The following is a 17,305-nucleotide window of genomic DNA, read 5'->3' as shown; positions in this document are numbered from 1 at the left end:
AGCGCGCAGGGAAACGCCGCCGACCCCTGGCGCGCCGGCGGGTCTGGCAATATTCTCCGTGTTGCGTGCGGCCACTGGAGCTACTTTTCATCCCCCCGCCGTCGGCCGCAGGAGGAGCTGTCATGCACGTCGAGCATTCCGAAGTGGACCGCCGGACACTGCTGCGCGCCGGTCTCGGCGCGGCCGCGGTCGCCGTCGTCGGAAGTGAACTCGCCTTCTCGGGCGCGGCGCAGGCCGCCCCCGGCACGGACCTGGACTGGATCATCGGCTGCGACGAGTGGGGCGCCCGCCCACCGGCGGACCCGCTGTCGGTCAGCGCCATCGCCACCAACAAGATCATCGTGCATCACATGGCGTTCCCGAACGTCACCGACTACTCCCGCGAGCAGGCGGTCAAGCTGGCCCACGACTGCCAGGACCTGCACATGGACGGCAACGGCTGGTCGGACTCCGGTCAGCACTTCACGGTGAGCCGGGGCGGCTACGTACTGGAGGGCCGCCGGGGCAGCCTGGAACGCCTCGAAGCCGGCGACCGCCAGATGATCGCGGCGCACTGCCCGGGTGAGAACGGCCGGGCCATCGGCATCGAGAACGAGGGCACCTACGTCACCGAGACGCCACCGGAGGCGCTCACCGACTCGCTGGTCAAGCTCTGCGTCGCGATCAGCCGGCAGTACGGGCTGCACGCGTACGACATCTTCGGCCACTGGGACTTCCGCACGACCGATTGCCCGGGCGCGGCCTTCTACCGTCAGTTCCCGGAGCTGCGGCGGCGCGTGCACGCCGCCCTCGGCACCTCGCTCGGTGACGTGCCGGCCCGTCGCTGGCCCGACCTGTGGCGGTTCGTCAACTCGCCGTCGGTCCGGGTGGTGCAGCACCTGCTGGCCTTCCGGGGCTATGCCGTGACGGTCAGCGGCACGTTCGACGCCGCGACCGTGGCCGCCGTGCAGGACTGGCAGGCCCGCAACGGCATCCCGGTGGACGTGGACGCCACGCTGACCACGGCGACCTGGGAGACGCTGGCGCCCGAGTTGGACCAGCACGCGAGCGGAGCGCCGGTCACCGCGGTGCAGGAGATCCTGGCCAAGAAGGGGTACGCGGTCACCGTCACCGGGGCCTACGACCATGCCACCCGCAAGGCGGTGCAGGACCTTCAGGCGCTGCACGGCCTGCCCCGCAACGGCAAGCTCAGCACCAGCACGTGGTGCACCATCGTCGGCGGGTCCGTCCGCGAGTCGTTCCGGCACCGCTGAGCCACCGGGTGCGGTGCGGGTCGAACCCGCACCGCACCGGGCCCGTCACCAGCGCGAAGCCGCGCGCCTCGTTGTCGGCCCTCCGTCGGCCTGCGACGATGCCGCATCGGCTGGCTGGCTGGCTGGCTGGCTGGCTGGCTGGCTGGTCAACATCTCCCAGCCCGGGTCCTGACCAGCGCGTCGGCGCAACCGGTCGGTTTGGCCGACGGTGCGGGCGGAAAGAGTGCTGGGCATGACTTGGGCCCGTCGAGCCGTACCCGCGGTCGCCGCCGCCGTCGCGGCGCTCGCCGCGAGGGATCTGATCCAGCGCGACCACGCGCTGCTGCGCAACTTCCCGGTGCTGGGCCGCGCCCGGTACCTGCTGGAGGCGATCGGGCCGGAGCTTCGGCAGTACATCGTGGCGGGCAACGACGAGGAACGGCCGTTCACCCGGGACCAGCGCAGGTGGGTGTACGCGTCCGCCAAGCAGGAGAACAACTACTTCGGCTTCGGTACGGACAACAACATCGAGTTCACGCCCGGGTACCCGATCATCAAGCACCGCACGTTCGGCCGGGCCGTGCCACCGTCGTCGCCGACGGCCGGGCACGACGTCCGACTGCCGTGCGCGAAGGTGCTCGGCGCGGCCCGGGGTCGAGCGCGCGCCTTCCGGCCGGGGTCGGTGGTCAACATCTCCGGAATGAGCTTCGGCTCGCTCTCCGGCAACGCCATCACCGCGTTGAACAAGGGCGCCGCCCTCGCCGGATGTCTGCAGAACACCGGCGAGGGTGGCCTGTCGCCGTACCACCGCAACGGCGGTGAGCTGGTCTTCCAGCTCGGTACGGCGTACTTCGGCTGCCGCGATGAACACGGCCGGTTCAGTCTGGACCGGCTCAAGGACCTCGTCGCCGGTGCTCCCGTGCGCGCCTTGGAGATCAAGCTGAGCCAGGGGGCGAAGCCGAGCCTCGGCGGCCTGCTCCCCGGAGCGAAGGTGTCCGCCGAGATCGCCGCGACCCGGGGCATCCCGGCCGGGCGGGACTGCGTGAGCCCGTCGCGGCACGCCGAGTTCTCCGACTGCGACAGCCTGCTGGACTGGGTGGAGCTGCTGGCCGCCGAGACGGGCCTGCCGGTGGGCATCAAGTCGGCGGTCGGCGACCTGAGCTTCTGGCAGGAGCTGGCCGGCCTGATGCGCGACACGGGCCGGGGCGTCGACTTCGTGACGGTCGACGGCGGCGAGGGCGGCACCGGCGCCGCGCCGCTGATCTTCACCGATTCGGTGTCGCTCCCGTTCCAACAGGGCTTCTCCCGGGTCTACAAGGTCTTCGCGGAACACGACCTACACGAGCGGGTGGTGTTCATCGGCAGCGGCAAGCTCGGCCTGCCGGACAACGCCGTGGTGGCGTTCGCACTCGGCTGCGACATGGTCAACGTGGGCCGCGAGGCGATGCTGTCGATCGGCTGCATCCAGGCGCAGAAGTGCCACACCGACACCTGCCCCACCGGGGTGGCGACACAGAACGCGTGGCTGGCCCGGGGCCTCGACCCGACGCTCAAATCCGTCCGGGCGGCCAACTACCTGGCGACGTTGCGCCGGGACCTGACCAAGGTCGCCGAGGCCTGCGGCGTGGAACACCCCGGCCTGATCGGCACGGACGCCGTGGAGATCCTGGACGGCCGCACCGGCTCCACCCCACTGCACGAGGTGTACGGGTACCGCCCGCACTGGGGCCTGCCCTCCGCTGCCGACCAGAAAGAGATCATCCGGCTGATGATCCCGGAGGCGCCCCAGGGCGGCAGCGCCCCGCCGTCACCCACCGCCGTCGGCTGATCCCGCCCACCGACCCACCGACCCGCCGCCCACGGGGCCCACCGCCCGCCGCCCGCCGCCCACGGGGCCCACCGCCCGCCGCCCGCCGCCCACGGGGCCCACCGCCAATCTGCCTACGGCCCACCGGCCCGCCGCTTACCGCGCCGCCGGCCCGCCGCCCACCGCGCCACCGCGCCGCCGCCCGCCGCCAACCACCAACCACCAACCACCAACGGGCCTACCGCCCCACCGGCCCGCCGCATACCGGCCCGCCGGCCCGCCGCCAACCTGCCTACCGCCCCAACCGGCCCGCCGGGCCACCGGGCCGCCGCCCGCCGCCAACCGCCGCCGGGCCTACCGCCCCACCGGCCCGCGCCCCACCGGCCCGCCGCCCGAAGAGCGTGATGCCTGTGAGTCATCTTGATGACTCACAGGCATCACGCTTCTTGTGGTGCTTCCGCCCCGAGGCCGCTGCGGTGCCATCCGACACCACCCAAGAAGCGGGTCCGCCAGAGTCTCCTTCGGCGTCATCCGGCGCCGCGCGAATAACTCGTGGAGTCGTGTTCCCGGCCGACCTATGGTGGCGCGGTGCTGATCCGACGTGAGACCCCCGCCGATATCGACGCCATCCGGGCCGTGCACGCCGCGGCCTTCGCCGCCGCCGACCACGGCCCTGCCGACAATCCGGAGCACGGGCCGCAGCACGATCCGGGCCACCGGCCGGACCACGATCCGGGCCACGGGCCGGACCACGGGCCGGGCCACGGGCCGGACCACGGGCCGGGCCACGGGCCGGACCACGATCCGGGCCACGGGCCGGACCACGATCCGGGCCACGATCCGGGCCACGGGCCGAGCACGGACACCGCCACCAGGAGCACCGACGGCGGTGGCGACGGTCGCCTGCCGGTCGAGGCGACGCTCGTGGACGCGTTGCGCGTCGACGACGGGTGGCTGCCCGCGTACTCCCTGGTGGCGGTCGATGGGGACGGCCTGGTGGTGGGTCACGTGGTGGCCACGCGGGCCCGCGTGGCCGGTGCGCCGGTGGCGTTGGGTCTCGGGCCGCTCGGCGTGCTGCCCGGCTGGCAGCGACGCGGGGTCGGCAGCGCCCTGATGCACGCGGTCCTGGGCGCCGCCGACGCCCGAGACGAGGCGCTCGTGGTGCTCCTCGGGCACCCCGAGTATTACCCGCGTTTCGGGTTCCGGCCGGCCGTCGAGCTGGGCGTCACCCCGCCGCAGCCGTGGGGCCCGCAGTACTTCATGGCCCGACCGCTGACCGCCTGGCACGGATCGATCCGGGGCGAATTCCGCTACGCCCGCCCCTTCGACGACCTGTGACCGGACCGCACCCGCTGTCGCAACGATCCTGTCGGTCCGTCGCGAGAGGATGGCGACATGACCGACCAGACCGGGAACGAGGATGCTGCTATGGCCCGTGAAGTGCAGATAACGTTCGACGCTGCCGATCCTGCCGCCCTGTCGGCGTTCTGGGCCGACACCCTCGGCTACGAGTTGCAGGGCCCGCCCGGGGGCTTCGACTCGTGGGAGGCCGCGTTGGACGCGATGGGCGTGCCGCCGGAGCGACGCAACGACGCGTCGGCGGTGGTCGACCCCACGGGGGCGGGGCCACGGCTGTTCTTCCAGCGGGTGCCGGAGGGCAAGCAGGCCAAGAATCGCGTCCACCTCGATGTGCGGGCCGCGCCGGGGCTGACGGGTGACGACCGGATGGCGGCCCTGGAGGCGGAGGCCGACCGGCTCACCGCTCGGGGTGCCACACGGCTCGCCCGACACGAGCCCGCTCCCCCGCTCGGCGCCGGTCACATCGTCATGGCAGACCCGGAGGGCAACGAGTTCTGCCTCGACTGAGCGGGCGTTCTCCCAGCTCATTGCCGCGACGACCGGCCGTCATGCGAACATGTGTACGTGTCGCACGACGCCCACATCCTGCACGCCGACCTGGACGCCTTCTACGCGTCGGTCGAGCAGCGTGACGACCCGCGCCTGCGCGGACGGCCGGTGATCGTCGGCGGCGGCGTGGTGCTGGCCGCCAGCTACGAGGCGAAGGCGCGGGGTGTGCGCAGCGCGATGGGGGGTCAGCAGGCACGACGGCTCTGCCCGGACGCGATCGTGGTGCCGCCCCGGATGTCGGCGTACACGCAGGCCAGCCGGACGGTGTTCGAGATTTTCCGACAGACCACGCCGCTGGTCGAAGGGCTCTCCATCGACGAGGCGTTCCTCGACGTGGGCGGGCTGCGCCGGCTGGTCGGCACACCGGCCGACATCGCCCAGCGGCTGCGCCGGGAGGTCCGCGACCGGGTCGGCCTGCCGATCACGGTGGGTGTGGCCCGGACGAAGTTCCTGGCGAAGGTGGCCAGCGCAGTGGCGAAGCCGGACGGGCTGCTGGTTGTCGCCCCCGACGCCGAGACTGCGTTCCTGCATCCACTGCCGGTGGAACGGCTCTGGGGCGTCGGTCCGGTCACCGCCGCGAAGCTGCGGGAACGCCGGATCCGTACCGTCGCGGACGTGGCCCGGCTCGGCGAGGCCGCGCTGGTGTCCCTGCTCGGGGCCGGCGCCGGCCGGCACCTGCACGCTCTCGCCCACAACCGCGACCCCCGGGCGGTGCAGATGGGCCGGCGGCGGGGCTCGATGGGCGCGCAGCACGCGTTGGGGCGTACCCCACCTGCGCCGGAGGAACTGGACGCCATCCTCGCCGGTCTGGTCGACCGGGTCACCCGACGGATGCGGGCGGCCGGACGGTCCGGACGCACCATGGTGTTGCGACTCCGCTTCGGCGACTACACCCGCGCCACCCGCTCGCACACCGTGCCCAAGGCGACCGCCGACACCACCCCACTGCTCGCCGCCGCCCGGACACTGCTGCGGGCCGCCCTACCGGAGATCGACCGGCGCGGGGTCACCCTGCTCGGCGTCTCGGTCGGCAACCTGGACGACAACCCGGTGCAGCCGGAGCTGCCGTTCCAAGCCAACACCGGGGCCGACCTGGACGCCGCCGTGGACGCGGTCCGCGACCGCTTCGGCTCGACGGCGCTCACCCGGGCGGCGCTGCTCGGCCGCGCTCCCGGTGTCGAGATGCCGCTATTGCCGGACTAGAGCGCCCCGGTTGCTGCGACCGGAGACACATCACAGCAGGTCGGCGGTTTAGCCGGCCGCACACAGGTGAAGTCTTGAGGGGAAAGCCTGACGAGGGGGGCCCATGTCCGACGAGACCAGCAACCGACCGAGCCGTCGTGCCGAACGCCCGGGCGACGTGACCGACCCGCTGCTCTGGCAGCTCGCGGTCGACGTGCTCGAGGCCCACGAGGCCGACGACGAGGGTCGCTGCCGCAACCTCCAGTGCGCCGGCCAGTCCTGGCCGTGTGCGGCGCGTACGACCGCCGAGCAGTCGTTGCGACTGGCCCGCAGCACCCCCGACTCGGTCGAGACGGCCATCGACGGTGGCGGGGGCGGCACCGGCTGGACGGCCGAGGCCGCCGCGCCGGCGCAGCGCTGGGGCTGGAACGGCGACGTGATGGCCCGCCGCGAGGCGAGGTCGGCCGCCTCGGCGGCGTGACCCGTCCCGCGAGGACAGCGCCAGACGAACGAACGCTCGGCCGGTGACCCGGCCGAGCGTTCGTCGGTACGTACGTCAGAGAGCGAGCCGCTGCCCCGGGAAGATCAGGCCCGGGTCCGCGCCGATCAGCTGACGGTTGCGCTCGTACAGGGCCTGCCAGCCGCCGCTGCGGGGGTGCCGCTCGGCGATCTCCGACAGGGTGTCCCCCGGCGCGACCACGTACGTGTCGCCGCCGGCCGCCGGGGCGGTCCGCTCGTGACCACGGGTAGCCGGCTGGTCGCCGCGTGCCGGCCGCTCCTTGCCGGAGGTGGACGTCGACGACTTGGAGGTCGACTTCGTCGGGGACTTCGCGGTGGACTTCGTCGGGGACTTCGCGGTGGACTTCGTCGAGGTACCGCCCGACGAGCCGCCCTTGCGGCCGCAGGTCGGCCACGCGCCGATGCCCTGCCCGTCGAGCACCTTCTCGGCGATCGCGATCTGCTCGCCACGGCTGGCCAGATCGGCGCGGGCGGCGTACTTCGTGCCGCCGTAGCCGGCCCAGGTGCCCTGGGAGAACTGCAGCCCGCCGTAGTAGCCGTTCCCGGTATTGATCTTCCAGTTGCCGCCGGACTCGCACTGGGCGATCGCGTCCCAGTTGACACCGGCCTGGGCCGGGGCCGCCGGGCCGAAGAGGGCGACGGCGCCGGTGACCGCGCCGACCGCCAGGGTACCGACGGCGACGCGGCGGGTGGTGACCCGTCGATGACGGGGGGTGTACGCAGACGTCATGGATCATTCCTCCACGCCGGCGAGGTGAGCTGTCGGGTTCGGGCCGAGGAGCCCGGCCGCGCGCTGGCGGCTTCACCCCGAGGTGACATGCACCGAGGAACGTTGGGTCCCCCGCTCCTGCCCGGGTTCTGTTTCCGACGACCGGGGGCAGGATTTGGCGTTGCCGGTCGCGGCGTCCACGGTGGTGGACCCGACCGACGGTAGGCACGGTGGGTGACGGTCGCCCACCGCTTGTGAAGTTGTTCACCGGCTCACGCGGGGCGCTGCGGCCAGCGGTTGCGGAGGACGTCCACCTGTGCAGCGGCCATCATGGACCGTTTCCGATCAGGGCCTGCCGTCCCGGTGAATTGACGTTCGGACAGGAAACCGTAGACGGGCGGTAGCGATGCTCTGGAGCACACCGGGTCCGTCCCGGAAACGACACCCCAGGAGGAGATCATGCCGCTCCAGCAGAGTCGCAACGGCCGTCGCCGCGCCGCAGCCGTCCTCGTAGCCCTACTGGCCGGCGCTGGCCTGACGCTGTCCGCGCCGACCGCCGCACAGGCGTCCAGCCCGTGCACCAGCCTGACCTTCTACCGGGTCGGCGGCTACCCGGGCGGCGCGGACATGCACGTGCCCACCGTCGGCTGGCAGACCGGAAACAAAAGCTGCTACCTCACCTACGGCCACTCGGGCTCCGCGGTGCTGGTGCTCCAGGAGGCGCTGAACAACTGCTACGCGCGGTCGCTCAGCCTGGACGGGAACTACGGTCCGAAGACCCGGGACGCCGTCCGGTACGCCCAGCACAAGATCAATGAGGACATCGTGTACGCGAACATCGCCGAGGACGGCGAGTACGGCCCGCAGACACGTGCCTACATGGGCTTCGCGATCTTCGGGGTCAACGGCGGCCCGGTCATTCCCAACGTCTGCTACTACCCGGGCTGACCGCCGTACAGCGCCGGCCGGAGCCCTCGCGGACTCCGGCCGGCGCCGTGGCGGCCCCTCCCCCGGTGCGGCGTCGCCGGCTCCCCCCTGCGCGGCGACGCTCATGGATCAGCAGACCCGGACCGCCTCGATCCGCTGATTCCAGTTCCCCCCGATCGCGGCCGAGTCGTACGCCAGGTTCGCCCGGTAGCCATAGGCGTGCTGGTAGCCGAGCAGGCCGGTGGCGTTGGCGTTGTCCCAGAAGGTGGAGACGGTGCCGGACGGCCGGTTGTTGATGATCGATTGGGCCCGGTTGCGGAAGTACGAGGGCAGCGGGACGTCGTTGCATCCGTTGTACGGACCGTCGAGCAGGAAGATGTCGCCGCTGAAGTTGGCCCCGGCGTACAGGCAGAGCAGACCCGACGGGCAGGCGTAGTTGGCCTGGGCCGGGCTCGGGGCGACGCCGAGCGTGGCGCCCACGGCGATCGTACCGAGCAGCGCGGACGTGAGCCTTCGCAGAGCACTTCGCACGATGGTGACCTCCGGTGTCGTCACGACCGGAACCGGCCGCGAGTCGAGTTGCTGACATCACGTTGATCGATGTCCTTGTAGCAACGATGATCTGCGCGGAAGGTCGACGAATTCCTGCCGGAACCTCAATCCGGCTGTCCCGGGGGTGCCGGTGGGGCGACCGGCGGTGCAGCGAGCGGCGGTTCATGGAGATTCGGGTCCTCGGGCCGGTCGAGGTCTGGGCGGACGGCCGTCCGGTCGATGCCGGAGCGGCCCGCCAGCGCGCCGTCCTGGCCGCACTGGCGGTCGACGTGGGCCGACCGGTGAACCTGGACGCTCTGGTGGACCGGGTCTGGGGTGACGCGTCGCCGCCCCGGGTTCGCCACAACCTGCACGTCTACCTCGCCCGGCTCCGCCGGGTGCTGGCCGACGCGGGCGCGCCGGACGTGTTGGCGCGACGGTCGGGTGGTTACCTGCTGGACCTGCCACCGGAGACAGTGGACGGCCCGCACTTCGACGCGCTGCGGCAGCGTGCCGACGGGCTGCCCGACGGGGACCCCGAACGGGTGGAACTGCTGCGCAGGGCGCTTGAGCTGTGGCGTGGCGAGCCGCTGGCGGGGCTGCCGGGCGAGTGGGCGGCCCGGGTCCGGCAGGACTGGCACCGCCGGCACACCGACACCGTCGTGCAGTGGGCCCGTGGAGTGTTGCGACGGGGCGAGCCGGATGCGGTGATCGATCCGCTGACCCGGCTCGCCGACGAGCACCCGCTCGACGAACCGGTCGCCGCCGTGCTGCTGCACGCGTTGGCCGCGGCTGGTCGCGGGGCGCAGGCACTGACGTACTACGCCCGACTGCGGGACCGGCTCGCCGACGCGCTCGGTGTGGACCCGGGCATCGAGCTTCGCCAGCTACACCAGGCCATCCTGCGCGGCGAGGTCACCTCGCCGACCCCGGAGGTGTCCCCCGTGCCGGCCGCCGCGGTCATCGTCGCCCCGTCGCGGCCGGACCGCCCGGTCCCCGCGCAGTTGCCGTCGGATGTCCGGGGCTTCGCCGGGCGGCGTTCGGAGCTGGACCGTCTGGACGCGCTGCGGGCGTCCGCCGAGGAGCGACCCGGGGCCGTCCCGCTGGCCGTGCTCTCCGGAGCGGGCGGGGTCGGCAAGACGGCCCTCGCCGTGCACTGGGCGCACCGGGTCGCCGGGCAGTTCCCGGACGGGCAGCTCTACGCCAATCTGGAGGGCTACAGCCACAGCGGCGTCGTCCGAAGCGCGGAGCAGGTGGTCCGGGGCTTCCTGGCCGCGCTCGGGGTGCCGCCGCGCGAGGTGCCGGCGGACGAGCAGGCGCAGACCGCGTTGTACCGCAGCCTGCTCGCCGGTCGGCGGGTGCTGGTGCTGCTCGACAACGCCCGGGACGCCGCGCAGGTACGGCCGCTGCTGCCGGGCGCGGCCGGCTGCCTGGTGCTGGTGACCAGCCGGGATCGGCTCACCGGTCTGGTGGCCACCGAGGGCGCCGAGGCGGTCGTGCTGGATCTGCTCAGCGCCGACGACGCGCAGGCCCTGCTGTACGCGCGGATCGGGGCGCGGGCGGAGGCGGAGCGGGCCGCGGTCGACGATCTGGTCCGACTCTGTGACCGGCTACCGCTGGCCCTGGTCGTGGTGGCGGCGCGGGCGGTGGTCCGGCCCCACCTGCCGCTGGCCGAGTTGGGCGCGCAGCTCCGGGCCGGCGGCCGGCTGGACGGGCTCGACACGGGCGACCACGACAGCAGCGTGCGGGCGGCGCTGTCCTGGTCGTACCGGCTGCTGTCGGTGCCGACCGCGCGGCTGTTCCGGCTGGTCGGCGGCAGCACGGACGTGACGGTGAGTACGGCGGCCGGGGTCAGTCTCGTCGGTGCCGGCCGGCGGGCCGTCCAGGCGGCGTTCGCCGAGCTGGCGGATGCGCACCTGATGCTGGAACGTGCCCCGGACCGGTACGCCATGCACGACCTGCTGCGGGCGTTCGCGGCCGAACTGTCCGCCGAGCACGACCCGGCCGGCGACCGGGCCGAGGCGCGCGGCCGACTCTTCGACCACTACCTGCACAGCGCGCACGCCGCGGCCGTGCTGCTGCATCCGCACTGGGATCCGATCACCCTCGCCCCGGCCGTCGCCGGCGTGCGGCCGGAGAAGTTCGGCGACCACGACGAGGCGGTGGCGTGGTTCACGCGCGAGCGCGACGTGCTGATCGCGCTCGTGGAACGGTGCGCCGCCAGCGGCGCCGACCGGCACGCCTGGCAGCTGGCGTGGAGCCTGACCAGTTTCCTGGACCGCCAGGGCGGCTGGCACGACCAGTTGGCGGTGCAGCGGACGGCGCTGGCGGCGGCGCGGCGCGGCGGCGCGGCGGTCGGGCAGGCGTACGCGCACCGCAGCCTGGCGCGGGCGCAGGCCCGGCTGGGCCGGCTCGACGAGGCGCCCGGTCAGCTCCGGCGGGCGCTGGAGCTGTTCCGCGAGCTGGGCGACCCCGCCAACCAGGCGCACACCTACCTCGATCTCGCCGAGGTGGCCGACCGGGAGGGCCGGCGAGCCGAGGTGGTCCGGCATGCCGAGGCGGCGTTGGCGCTGTACCGCGAGGCGGGCCATCGCTACGGGCAGGCGATGGCCCTCAACGCGGTCGGCTGGTACCGGGCCCAGCTCGGCGAGCACGACGCCGCCGTTGAGGCGTGCCAGCAGGCGCTGGAGCTGCTGCGCGAGTTCGACGACCGGCAGGGCCAGGCGCCCACGTGGGACACCCTCGGCTACGCGCAGCACCGCGCCGGACGACCAGCGGAGGCGGTGGTCGCCTACCGGCACGCGCTGGCGCTGTACCGGGAGTTCCGGGACCGGTACTACGAGGCGGACACGCTGACGCACCTGGCGGAGGCGTTGGTCGACGCCGGCGACCCGGCGGAAGCGGCGCGGAGCTGGCGGGCGGCGCTGGGCATCCTCGACGAGCTGGGCCACCCGGACGCGCAGCGGATCCGTCAACGGCTCACGGCGGCCGACGGGTCGTGACGGCGGGGCCCGCTGTTGGGCCGGCCCACCGCCGCTCCCACGGAGATCACGAACAAGACCAGGGACACGATCGGAAACCAGTCTCCCGTACGCGAATAGACAGTGCCTGACCCTCGCGTCGGAGCGGCCGTGACCAGCAGCTCCGCGTCACCGGCGGTCGCCTCGCCCACGACCCTGCCGCCCGGGTCAGTGACGGTCAGCCGGCCGAACGCGGCGGCGCGGACCACGGTGATCCCGTTCTCCACCCCACGGACGAGGGCCATCCGGCTGTGCAGCCAGCCGTCGGAGGTGAAATCCAGGCCGGGGACGAGCAGCACCGAGACGCCCTGCGCCCGATACCGCCGGACCAGACCGGGATAGTCAAGGTCCTTGCAGATCGCCACGCCGAACCGCCCGTCCACGATCACCTCGTCGTCGCCCGGCGTCAGCCAGTCCTCCAGGCCCGGGATCAGATGTCGCTTCTCGTACGTCCTGATCGTTCCGCTCGGGTCCAGCACCAGCGCCACGTTGCTCGCGGTCCCGGCCCGCCGCAGCACCACGCCGACGACGACCCGGGCCGCGGTCTGCTGGAGCGCCTCGACGAGCAGGGGCAGGGTGGCGTCTGTCACGGCGAACACCTTCTCCGGCAGCACGACGATCCGCGCCCCGCGCGCGGCCAGGTCCGAGACCCGCGGAACGTACCGGGTGAGCAGGTCCCGCCCGGACGGTTCGTCGATCGGGAGCCCGTCCTCGGACTGTCGCAGCGCGACGAGGCCCACGGTCAGCGGCTCGGCCGGCTCCGGGGAGCGGCTCAGTGACCAGGCCGACCATCCGCCGACGCCGAGCAGGAGGGCGAGCAGGCAGGTGAGGGCCGGGCGTGGGCCGTCGAGCCGGGCGGTGCGGGTGGGTCGCAGGCCCGCGAGCAGGGCGGCGAGGGCGATCGGGACGGCGAGCAACAGGTAGGTGACGCCCCACACGCCGGTGAGCGCGGTCAGCTGGATGACCGGGCGGACGTCCGCCTGCGTGTAGGCGAGGCTCCACCACGCGCCGTGCGGCAACAGGCGGGACGCGGCGTACTCGCCCAGCACCCACAGTGACGGCACGGTGAGAACGGCGGTCCCGGTTCGCCCGTGCCGCAGGAGCGTCCGGGCGAGCAGGACCGTGCCGGCCGCCAGGCCGAGACCGAGCACGAACACGCCGCCGACCACGGGGACCGGTAGTCGCAGCGTGCCGAGGTAGTACCCGACAATGCCGAGTTGGCCGATCGACCAGGCGAGAACCGTCGCACCGAGCGCGGTCCTCGGGCGTACCCGCACCGAGGCGAGGATCAGCGGGATCGGGGCGAGCCAGGTCAGCGCGGCAACCGGGTGCAGCCCGGAACCACCGAGCCAGAGCAGTCCACTGAGGAGCGCGGCGATGATCGTCGTCATGCGTCGATCGTGCGGCGGGAGCGGCCGGGGCGGATCGCCGTACGAACTGGAGGTGATCTGGTCCTGTGGAGGGAGGCGCGGCAGCGCCCGGCGAGACCATACTGCCGGCGTGAAGCGGTACGTCAATCTCGCCGTCACCGTGGCCGCCGTGGCCGCGACCGTGCTACCCGCCCTGGCCGGCGGTCCCCGTGCCTGGTGGGTGCTGCCGCTCGCGGTCGCGTCCTCGGTCCCGGTGCTGTGGCGTGACCGCGCGCTGGTCCAGGTCGCCGTCGTCGTGGGCCTCGCCACGACCGTCTCCGCCTCGCTCGGCGCACCCCCGCTGCTGCCGGTCGGTCCGCTCGTCTGCCTCTACACGTTCGCGGCGCGGGCCGCCCTGCCGATCCGCCTGCTCGGCATCCTGGTCACCGCCGGCGGCCTGCTGGTCTCGCTGCTCTATCCACACCCGGACGTGGAGGTGCTGCGGTACCTGGTGGTCGCCTACAGCTTCGCGTACGCCCTGGGCACGAGCGCCCGCGCCCGCCGTACCCAGGCCATGGCCCACGCCGAACGCGATCGTCGCGTCGCCGGTGAACGTGCGGCGGCCGTGCTGCGCGAACGCGCGCGCATCGCCCGGGACCTGCACGACATCCTCACCCACGCGGTCGGCGTCATGATCGTGCAAGCGGAGGCGGGACCTCTTCTGGTGCGCCCCCACCCGGACCGCGCCGACGCGGCGTTCGCCACGATCGCGGCCACCGGCAGGGACGCGGTCGTCCAGCTCCGCCGCGCGGTCGGCAGCCTGCACGAACCCGCCGATGAGTCCCTCGACCAGCCGGGCCTGGCCCACCTGCCCGTCCTCGTCGAACGCGTCCGCGCCACCGGACTCGACGCCGTCCTCACCATCTCACCCCCGCCGTGCGGATCCGTCGCCGGATCTCAGTCCGAGGTCACCCTCGGTCCACCGGTCGAACCGCCCGCGCACGTCGGGGTCGCCGCCTACCGGATCGTGCAGGAGTCCCTGACCAATGTGGTCCGGCACGCCGAGGCCCGATCGGTCCGCATCCTGCTGAGCTACAGCGCGGACGCCCTGACCGTGTCGATCACCGATGACGGTCGCGGCAACCGGGCTGTCGGCGTCGGGGTGCCCGGATACGGAATCGTCGGCATGCGCGAGCGCGCCCGGACCTGCGGCGGGACCCTGCGCACCGGCCCGGCCTCCGAAAGCCACGGCTTCACCGTCACCGCCACCTTGCCGCTCTGCGCACCCGTGGCCGTCTGATGCTGCGTGTGGTGCTCGCCGACGATCAGGACCTGTTCCGGGCCGGATTCGCCACGATCCTCTGCGCGGAGCCGGACATCGAGGTGGTCGCCGAGGCCCCCGACGGCGCCGCCGCCGTGCGGGCCACCCTCGACCACCGTCCCGACGTCGTCCTGATGGACATGCGGATGCCCGTTCTCGACGGTGTCGCCGCGACCCGGCACGTCTGCTCACTCACCCCGAGCCGGGTCCTCGCCCTGACCATGTTCGACACCGACGACTACCTGTACGCGGCCCTGCGTGCCGGTGCCAGCGGCTTCCTGCTCAAGGACGCCCCACGAGCCGACCTGGTCAACGCGGTGCGGGTGGTCGCCGCCGGCGATGCGCTGCTCGCTCCCGGCGTCACCGCCCGGGTGATCGGCGAACTACACCGACGCGGCCACCCGGACCCGGCGCTCGCCGCCGCGGTGACCGCCCTGACCGCCCGCGAGACGGACGTCCTGCGCCTGATCGCGGCCGGTCTGTCGAACGCCGAGATCGCCGCCCACCACCACCTGAGCGAGCACACGGTGAAAACTCACGTCGGCAACCTGCTCGCCAAACTGAGTCTGCGCGACCGCGCCCAGGCAGTCATGATCGCCTACGAATCCGGCCTGGTGATCCCCGGTCGCTGACCGGTGGCGACGTCACGGTCTGCCGACCTCGTCGATCATGGAGTCATGGTGCCTGTCAGGCACCGTGATGAGCGCTTTGTCACCCACCACAACTCCATGATCGACGAGGCGAGACAGTTCGCGAGGAGGCTTACAGGGTGCGCGCCAGCCGGTCGGCGAGGGTACGGGTGAACCGGGCCGGGTCGGCCAGCTCGCCGCCCTCGGCGAGGACCGCCAGGCCGTACAGCAGCTCGGCGGTCTCGGTCAGGGCCGGGCCGGAATCGCCCTGCTCGTGGGCCTTGCGCAGCCCGGCGACCAGCGGGTGACCCGGATTGATCTCCAGGATCCGCTTGGTCGAGGGGACCTCGTGCCCCATCGCCCGGTACATCTTCTCCAGCGTCGGCGTGAGGTCGTGCGCGTCACCGACCACACAGGCCGGTGAGGTGGTCAGCCGCGAGGACAGGCGGACCTCCCGGACGCTGTCGGCCAGGGTCGTGCCCAGCCAGTCGACCAGCGCGGCGAACTCCTGCCGCTGCTGCTCACGCTCGGCCTCGGCCTGCTGCTTCTCCTCGTCGGTGTCCAGGTCGACCTGGCCCTTGGCGATCGAGCGCAACGGCCGGCCGTCGTACTCGCCGACGCGCTCGACCCACACCTCGTCGACCGGGTCGGTGAGCAGCAGCACCTCGTGGCCCTTGGCGCGGAACGCCTCCAGGTGCGGGGAGTTCTCGATGGTGGTCCGGGAGTCGCCGGTGGCGTACCAGATGTCGGTCTGGCCGTCCTTCATCCGCGACACGTAGCCGGCCAGGTCGGTGGGCTCCGCCGCGTCGTGGGTGGACGCGACCGACAGGATCTCCAGCAGGGTGTCGCGGTTGTCGGCGTCGTCGATCAGCCCTTCCTTGACCACCGCGCCGAACTCGGTCCAGAAGGTGCGGTAGCGCTCGGCGTGGTTGGCCTTGAGGTCCTTGACGGTGGCGAGGACCTTCTTGACCAGGCGGCGGCGGACGATCTGGATCTGCCGGTCCTGTTGGAGGATCTCGCGGGAGATGTTCAGCGACAGGTCGTGGGCGTCGACGACACCCTTGACGAAGCGCAGGTAGGTGGGGACCAGCGCCTCGCAGTCGTCCATGATGAACACGCGCTTGACGTAGAGCTGCACGCCGCGGCGGCCCTGCGGGGAGAACATGTCCAGCGGGGCGTGGCTGGGCAGGAACAGCAGCGCCTCGTACTCGAAGGTGCCCTCGCCCTTCATGTGCACGACCTCGAGCGGGTCGGCCCAGTCGTGGCTGACGTGCTTGTAGAACTCGTTGTACTCGGCGGCGTCGACCTCGTCGCGGGGACGCGCCCACAGCGCCTTCATCGAGTTGAGGGTCTGCACCTCGCTGGTGGGCGGCTCGCCCTCGGCGCCCGAGCGCTCGACGCTCATGCGGATCGGCCACGCGATGAAGTCGGAGTAGCGCTTGACGATCTCGCGGATCGTCCACTCGGCGGTGTAGTCGTGCAGGTTGTCCTCGGTGTCGGCGGGCTTGAGGTGCAGGGTCACCGCGGTGCCCGCCGGCGCCTCGTCGACGGACTCGATCGAGTAGGTGCCCTCGCCGGTGGACTCCCAGCGGGTGCCGCCGGTCTCGCCGGCCTTGCGGGTCAGCAGGGTGACCCGGTCGGCGACCATGAACGCGGCGTAGAAGCCGACGCCGAACTGCCCGATCAGTTCCTGCGAGGCGCGGGCGTCGGCGGATTCGCGGAGCTGGCGCAGCAGCTCGGCGGTGCCGGACTTGGCGATCGTGCCGATCAGCCGGACCACCTCGTCACGGGTCATCCCGATGCCGTTGTCCCGCACGGTCAGCGTGCGCGCGTCCCGGTCGACCTCGATGGCGACGTGCAGGTCGTCGGTGTCGGCGACGAGGTCCTTGTCGACGAGCGTCGCCAGCCGCAGCTTGTCCAGTGCGTCGGACGCGTTCGAGATGAGTTCCCGCAGGAAGACGTCCTTGTTCGAGTAGATCGAGTGGACGACCAGCTGCAGGAGCTGACGCGCCTCGGCCTGGAACTCCAACGTCTCGGCCTGGTTGCTCACACCGTCTCCCTTCTCGGCTCGTACGGAGGTTCGCGCAAAGGATACGAGCCGTCACCGGCGCGGGTGTGTGCGCCTCCGGGTCGTATTCCCGATTCTCGTCCGCCCGTCGCGCGACCTACCT

At 72.6% G+C, this 17,305-nt stretch carries 14 protein-coding genes and 1 riboswitch; of the genes, 10 read left to right on the top strand and 4 right to left on the bottom strand.

Annotated features, from left to right (window positions below; genetic code table 11):
- Nucleotides 1-122 precede the first annotated feature (122 nt).
- The 6 genes from ACQP03_RS14805 to ACQP03_RS14780 all read left to right on the top strand — a co-directional run bounded on the left by ACQP03_RS14805 (nucleotide 123) and on the right by ACQP03_RS14780 (nucleotide 6,610).
- Nucleotides 123-1,253 (top strand): peptidoglycan recognition protein family protein, encoded by a 1,131-nt coding sequence (locus ACQP03_RS14805; RefSeq protein WP_357172193.1) that lies wholly within the window; start codon nucleotides 123-125, stop codon nucleotides 1,251-1,253.
- A gap of 232 nt (nucleotides 1,254-1,485) precedes the next feature.
- A complete protein-coding gene (locus ACQP03_RS14800) occupies nucleotides 1,486-3,060 on the top strand; it encodes an FMN-binding glutamate synthase family protein (protein ID WP_357121606.1) in 1,575 nt (524 codons plus the stop codon).
- A 567-nt stretch (nucleotides 3,061-3,627) separates the two neighbouring features.
- Nucleotides 3,628-4,377 (top strand): GNAT family N-acetyltransferase, encoded by a 750-nt coding sequence (locus ACQP03_RS14795; RefSeq protein WP_433461002.1) that lies wholly within the window; start codon nucleotides 3,628-3,630, stop codon nucleotides 4,375-4,377.
- Nucleotides 4,378-4,467: 90 nt separating this feature from the next.
- A complete protein-coding gene (locus tag ACQP03_RS14790; protein WP_357172190.1) occupies nucleotides 4,468-4,905 on the top strand; it encodes a VOC family protein in 438 nt (145 codons plus the stop codon).
- Nucleotides 4,906-4,962: 57 nt separating this feature from the next.
- The gene (gene dinB, locus ACQP03_RS14785; protein ID WP_433461001.1) at nucleotides 4,963-6,150 is read left to right on the top strand and encodes a DNA polymerase IV; all 1,188 of its coding nucleotides are present in this window, start codon (nucleotides 4,963-4,965) and stop codon (nucleotides 6,148-6,150) included.
- A 103-nt stretch (nucleotides 6,151-6,253) separates the two neighbouring features.
- Nucleotides 6,254-6,610, top strand: coding sequence for a hypothetical protein (locus ACQP03_RS14780; RefSeq protein WP_357121596.1), 357 nt, complete (start codon nucleotides 6,254-6,256; stop codon nucleotides 6,608-6,610).
- Between the two features lie 75 nt (nucleotides 6,611-6,685).
- Here ACQP03_RS14780 and ACQP03_RS14775 read toward each other — a convergent pair whose 3' ends face one another.
- Nucleotides 6,686-7,378, bottom strand: coding sequence for a transglycosylase family protein (locus ACQP03_RS14775; protein ID WP_357121593.1), 693 nt, complete (start codon nucleotides 7,376-7,378; stop codon nucleotides 6,686-6,688).
- A riboswitch (cyclic di-AMP (ydaO/yuaA leader) is annotated at nucleotides 7,378-7,546 on the bottom strand. It overlaps the preceding gene by 1 nt.
- Nucleotides 7,547-7,816: 270 nt before the next feature.
- Between ACQP03_RS14775 and ACQP03_RS14770 the strand changes: the two genes are divergently transcribed.
- Entirely contained in the window at nucleotides 7,817-8,305 is a 489-nt protein-coding gene (locus ACQP03_RS14770) for a peptidoglycan-binding domain-containing protein (protein ID WP_357121590.1), read from the top strand.
- 108 nt (nucleotides 8,306-8,413) lie between these two features.
- Here ACQP03_RS14770 and ACQP03_RS14765 read toward each other — a convergent pair whose 3' ends face one another.
- Nucleotides 8,414-8,815, bottom strand: coding sequence for a peptidase inhibitor family I36 protein (locus tag ACQP03_RS14765; protein ID WP_357121587.1), 402 nt, complete (start codon nucleotides 8,813-8,815; stop codon nucleotides 8,414-8,416).
- A gap of 185 nt (nucleotides 8,816-9,000) precedes the next feature.
- Between ACQP03_RS14765 and ACQP03_RS14760 the strand changes: the two genes are divergently transcribed.
- Complete coding sequence (locus tag ACQP03_RS14760; RefSeq protein ID WP_433461000.1) at nucleotides 9,001-11,817, top strand: AfsR/SARP family transcriptional regulator; 2,817 nt, start codon at nucleotides 9,001-9,003, stop codon at nucleotides 11,815-11,817.
- Here ACQP03_RS14760 and ACQP03_RS14755 read toward each other — a convergent pair.
- Nucleotides 11,787-13,226, bottom strand: a complete 1,440-nt coding sequence (locus ACQP03_RS14755) for a nitrilase-related carbon-nitrogen hydrolase (RefSeq protein WP_433460999.1) — start codon at nucleotides 13,224-13,226, stop codon at nucleotides 11,787-11,789. The two genes, ACQP03_RS14760 and ACQP03_RS14755, sit on opposite strands and share 31 nt — an antisense overlap.
- Before the next feature lie 109 nt (nucleotides 13,227-13,335).
- Between ACQP03_RS14755 and ACQP03_RS14750 the strand changes: the two genes are divergently transcribed.
- Together ACQP03_RS14750 and ACQP03_RS14745 are read left to right on the top strand one after the other, a co-directional pair.
- Nucleotides 13,336-14,484, top strand: a complete 1,149-nt coding sequence (locus tag ACQP03_RS14750) for a sensor histidine kinase (protein WP_357121578.1) — start codon at nucleotides 13,336-13,338, stop codon at nucleotides 14,482-14,484.
- Nucleotides 14,484-15,137 (top strand): response regulator transcription factor, encoded by a 654-nt coding sequence (locus tag ACQP03_RS14745; protein WP_357121575.1) that lies wholly within the window; start codon nucleotides 14,484-14,486, stop codon nucleotides 15,135-15,137. Before ACQP03_RS14750 ends, ACQP03_RS14745 begins: the two co-directional genes overlap by 1 nt.
- 130 nt (nucleotides 15,138-15,267) lie before the next feature.
- Here ACQP03_RS14745 and htpG read toward each other — a convergent pair whose 3' ends face one another.
- On the bottom strand, nucleotides 15,268-17,184 hold the full coding sequence (gene htpG / locus ACQP03_RS14740) for a molecular chaperone HtpG (protein WP_433460997.1): 1,917 nt from the start codon (nucleotides 17,182-17,184) through the stop codon (nucleotides 15,268-15,270).
- Nucleotides 17,185-17,305: the final 121 nt, after the last annotated feature.

It is taken from the genome of Micromonospora sp. CA-248212 (assembly GCF_050948405.1).
Lineage (GTDB): Bacteria > Actinomycetota > Actinomycetes > Mycobacteriales > Micromonosporaceae > Micromonospora.
The sequence above is the reverse complement of the archived record's forward strand: the minus strand, read 5'-3'. Positions and strand labels throughout refer to the sequence as shown.

What these genes read in the sequence shown, in the direction of transcription:
- ACQP03_RS14775 (WP_357121593.1), bottom strand. Translation starts at nt 7,378, where the DNA reads ATGACGTCTGCGTACACCCCCCGTCATCGACGGGTCACCACCCGCCGC.
- ACQP03_RS14780 (WP_357121596.1), top strand. Translation starts at nt 6,254, where the DNA reads ATGTCCGACGAGACCAGCAACCGACCGAGCCGTCGTGCCGAACGCCCG.
- ACQP03_RS14805 (WP_357172193.1), top strand. Translation starts at nt 123, where the DNA reads ATGCACGTCGAGCATTCCGAAGTGGACCGCCGGACACTGCTGCGCGCC.
- ACQP03_RS14800 (WP_357121606.1), top strand. Translation starts at nt 1,486, where the DNA reads ATGACTTGGGCCCGTCGAGCCGTACCCGCGGTCGCCGCCGCCGTCGCG.
- ACQP03_RS14755 (WP_433460999.1), bottom strand. Translation starts at nt 13,226, where the DNA reads ATGACGACGATCATCGCCGCGCTCCTCAGTGGACTGCTCTGGCTCGGT.
- ACQP03_RS14760 (WP_433461000.1), top strand. Translation starts at nt 9,001, where the DNA reads ATGGAGATTCGGGTCCTCGGGCCGGTCGAGGTCTGGGCGGACGGCCGT.
- ACQP03_RS14770 (WP_357121590.1), top strand. Translation starts at nt 7,817, where the DNA reads ATGCCGCTCCAGCAGAGTCGCAACGGCCGTCGCCGCGCCGCAGCCGTC.
- ACQP03_RS14745 (WP_357121575.1), top strand. Translation starts at nt 14,484, where the DNA reads ATGCTGCGTGTGGTGCTCGCCGACGATCAGGACCTGTTCCGGGCCGGA.
- ACQP03_RS14790 (WP_357172190.1), top strand. Translation starts at nt 4,468, where the DNA reads ATGGCCCGTGAAGTGCAGATAACGTTCGACGCTGCCGATCCTGCCGCC.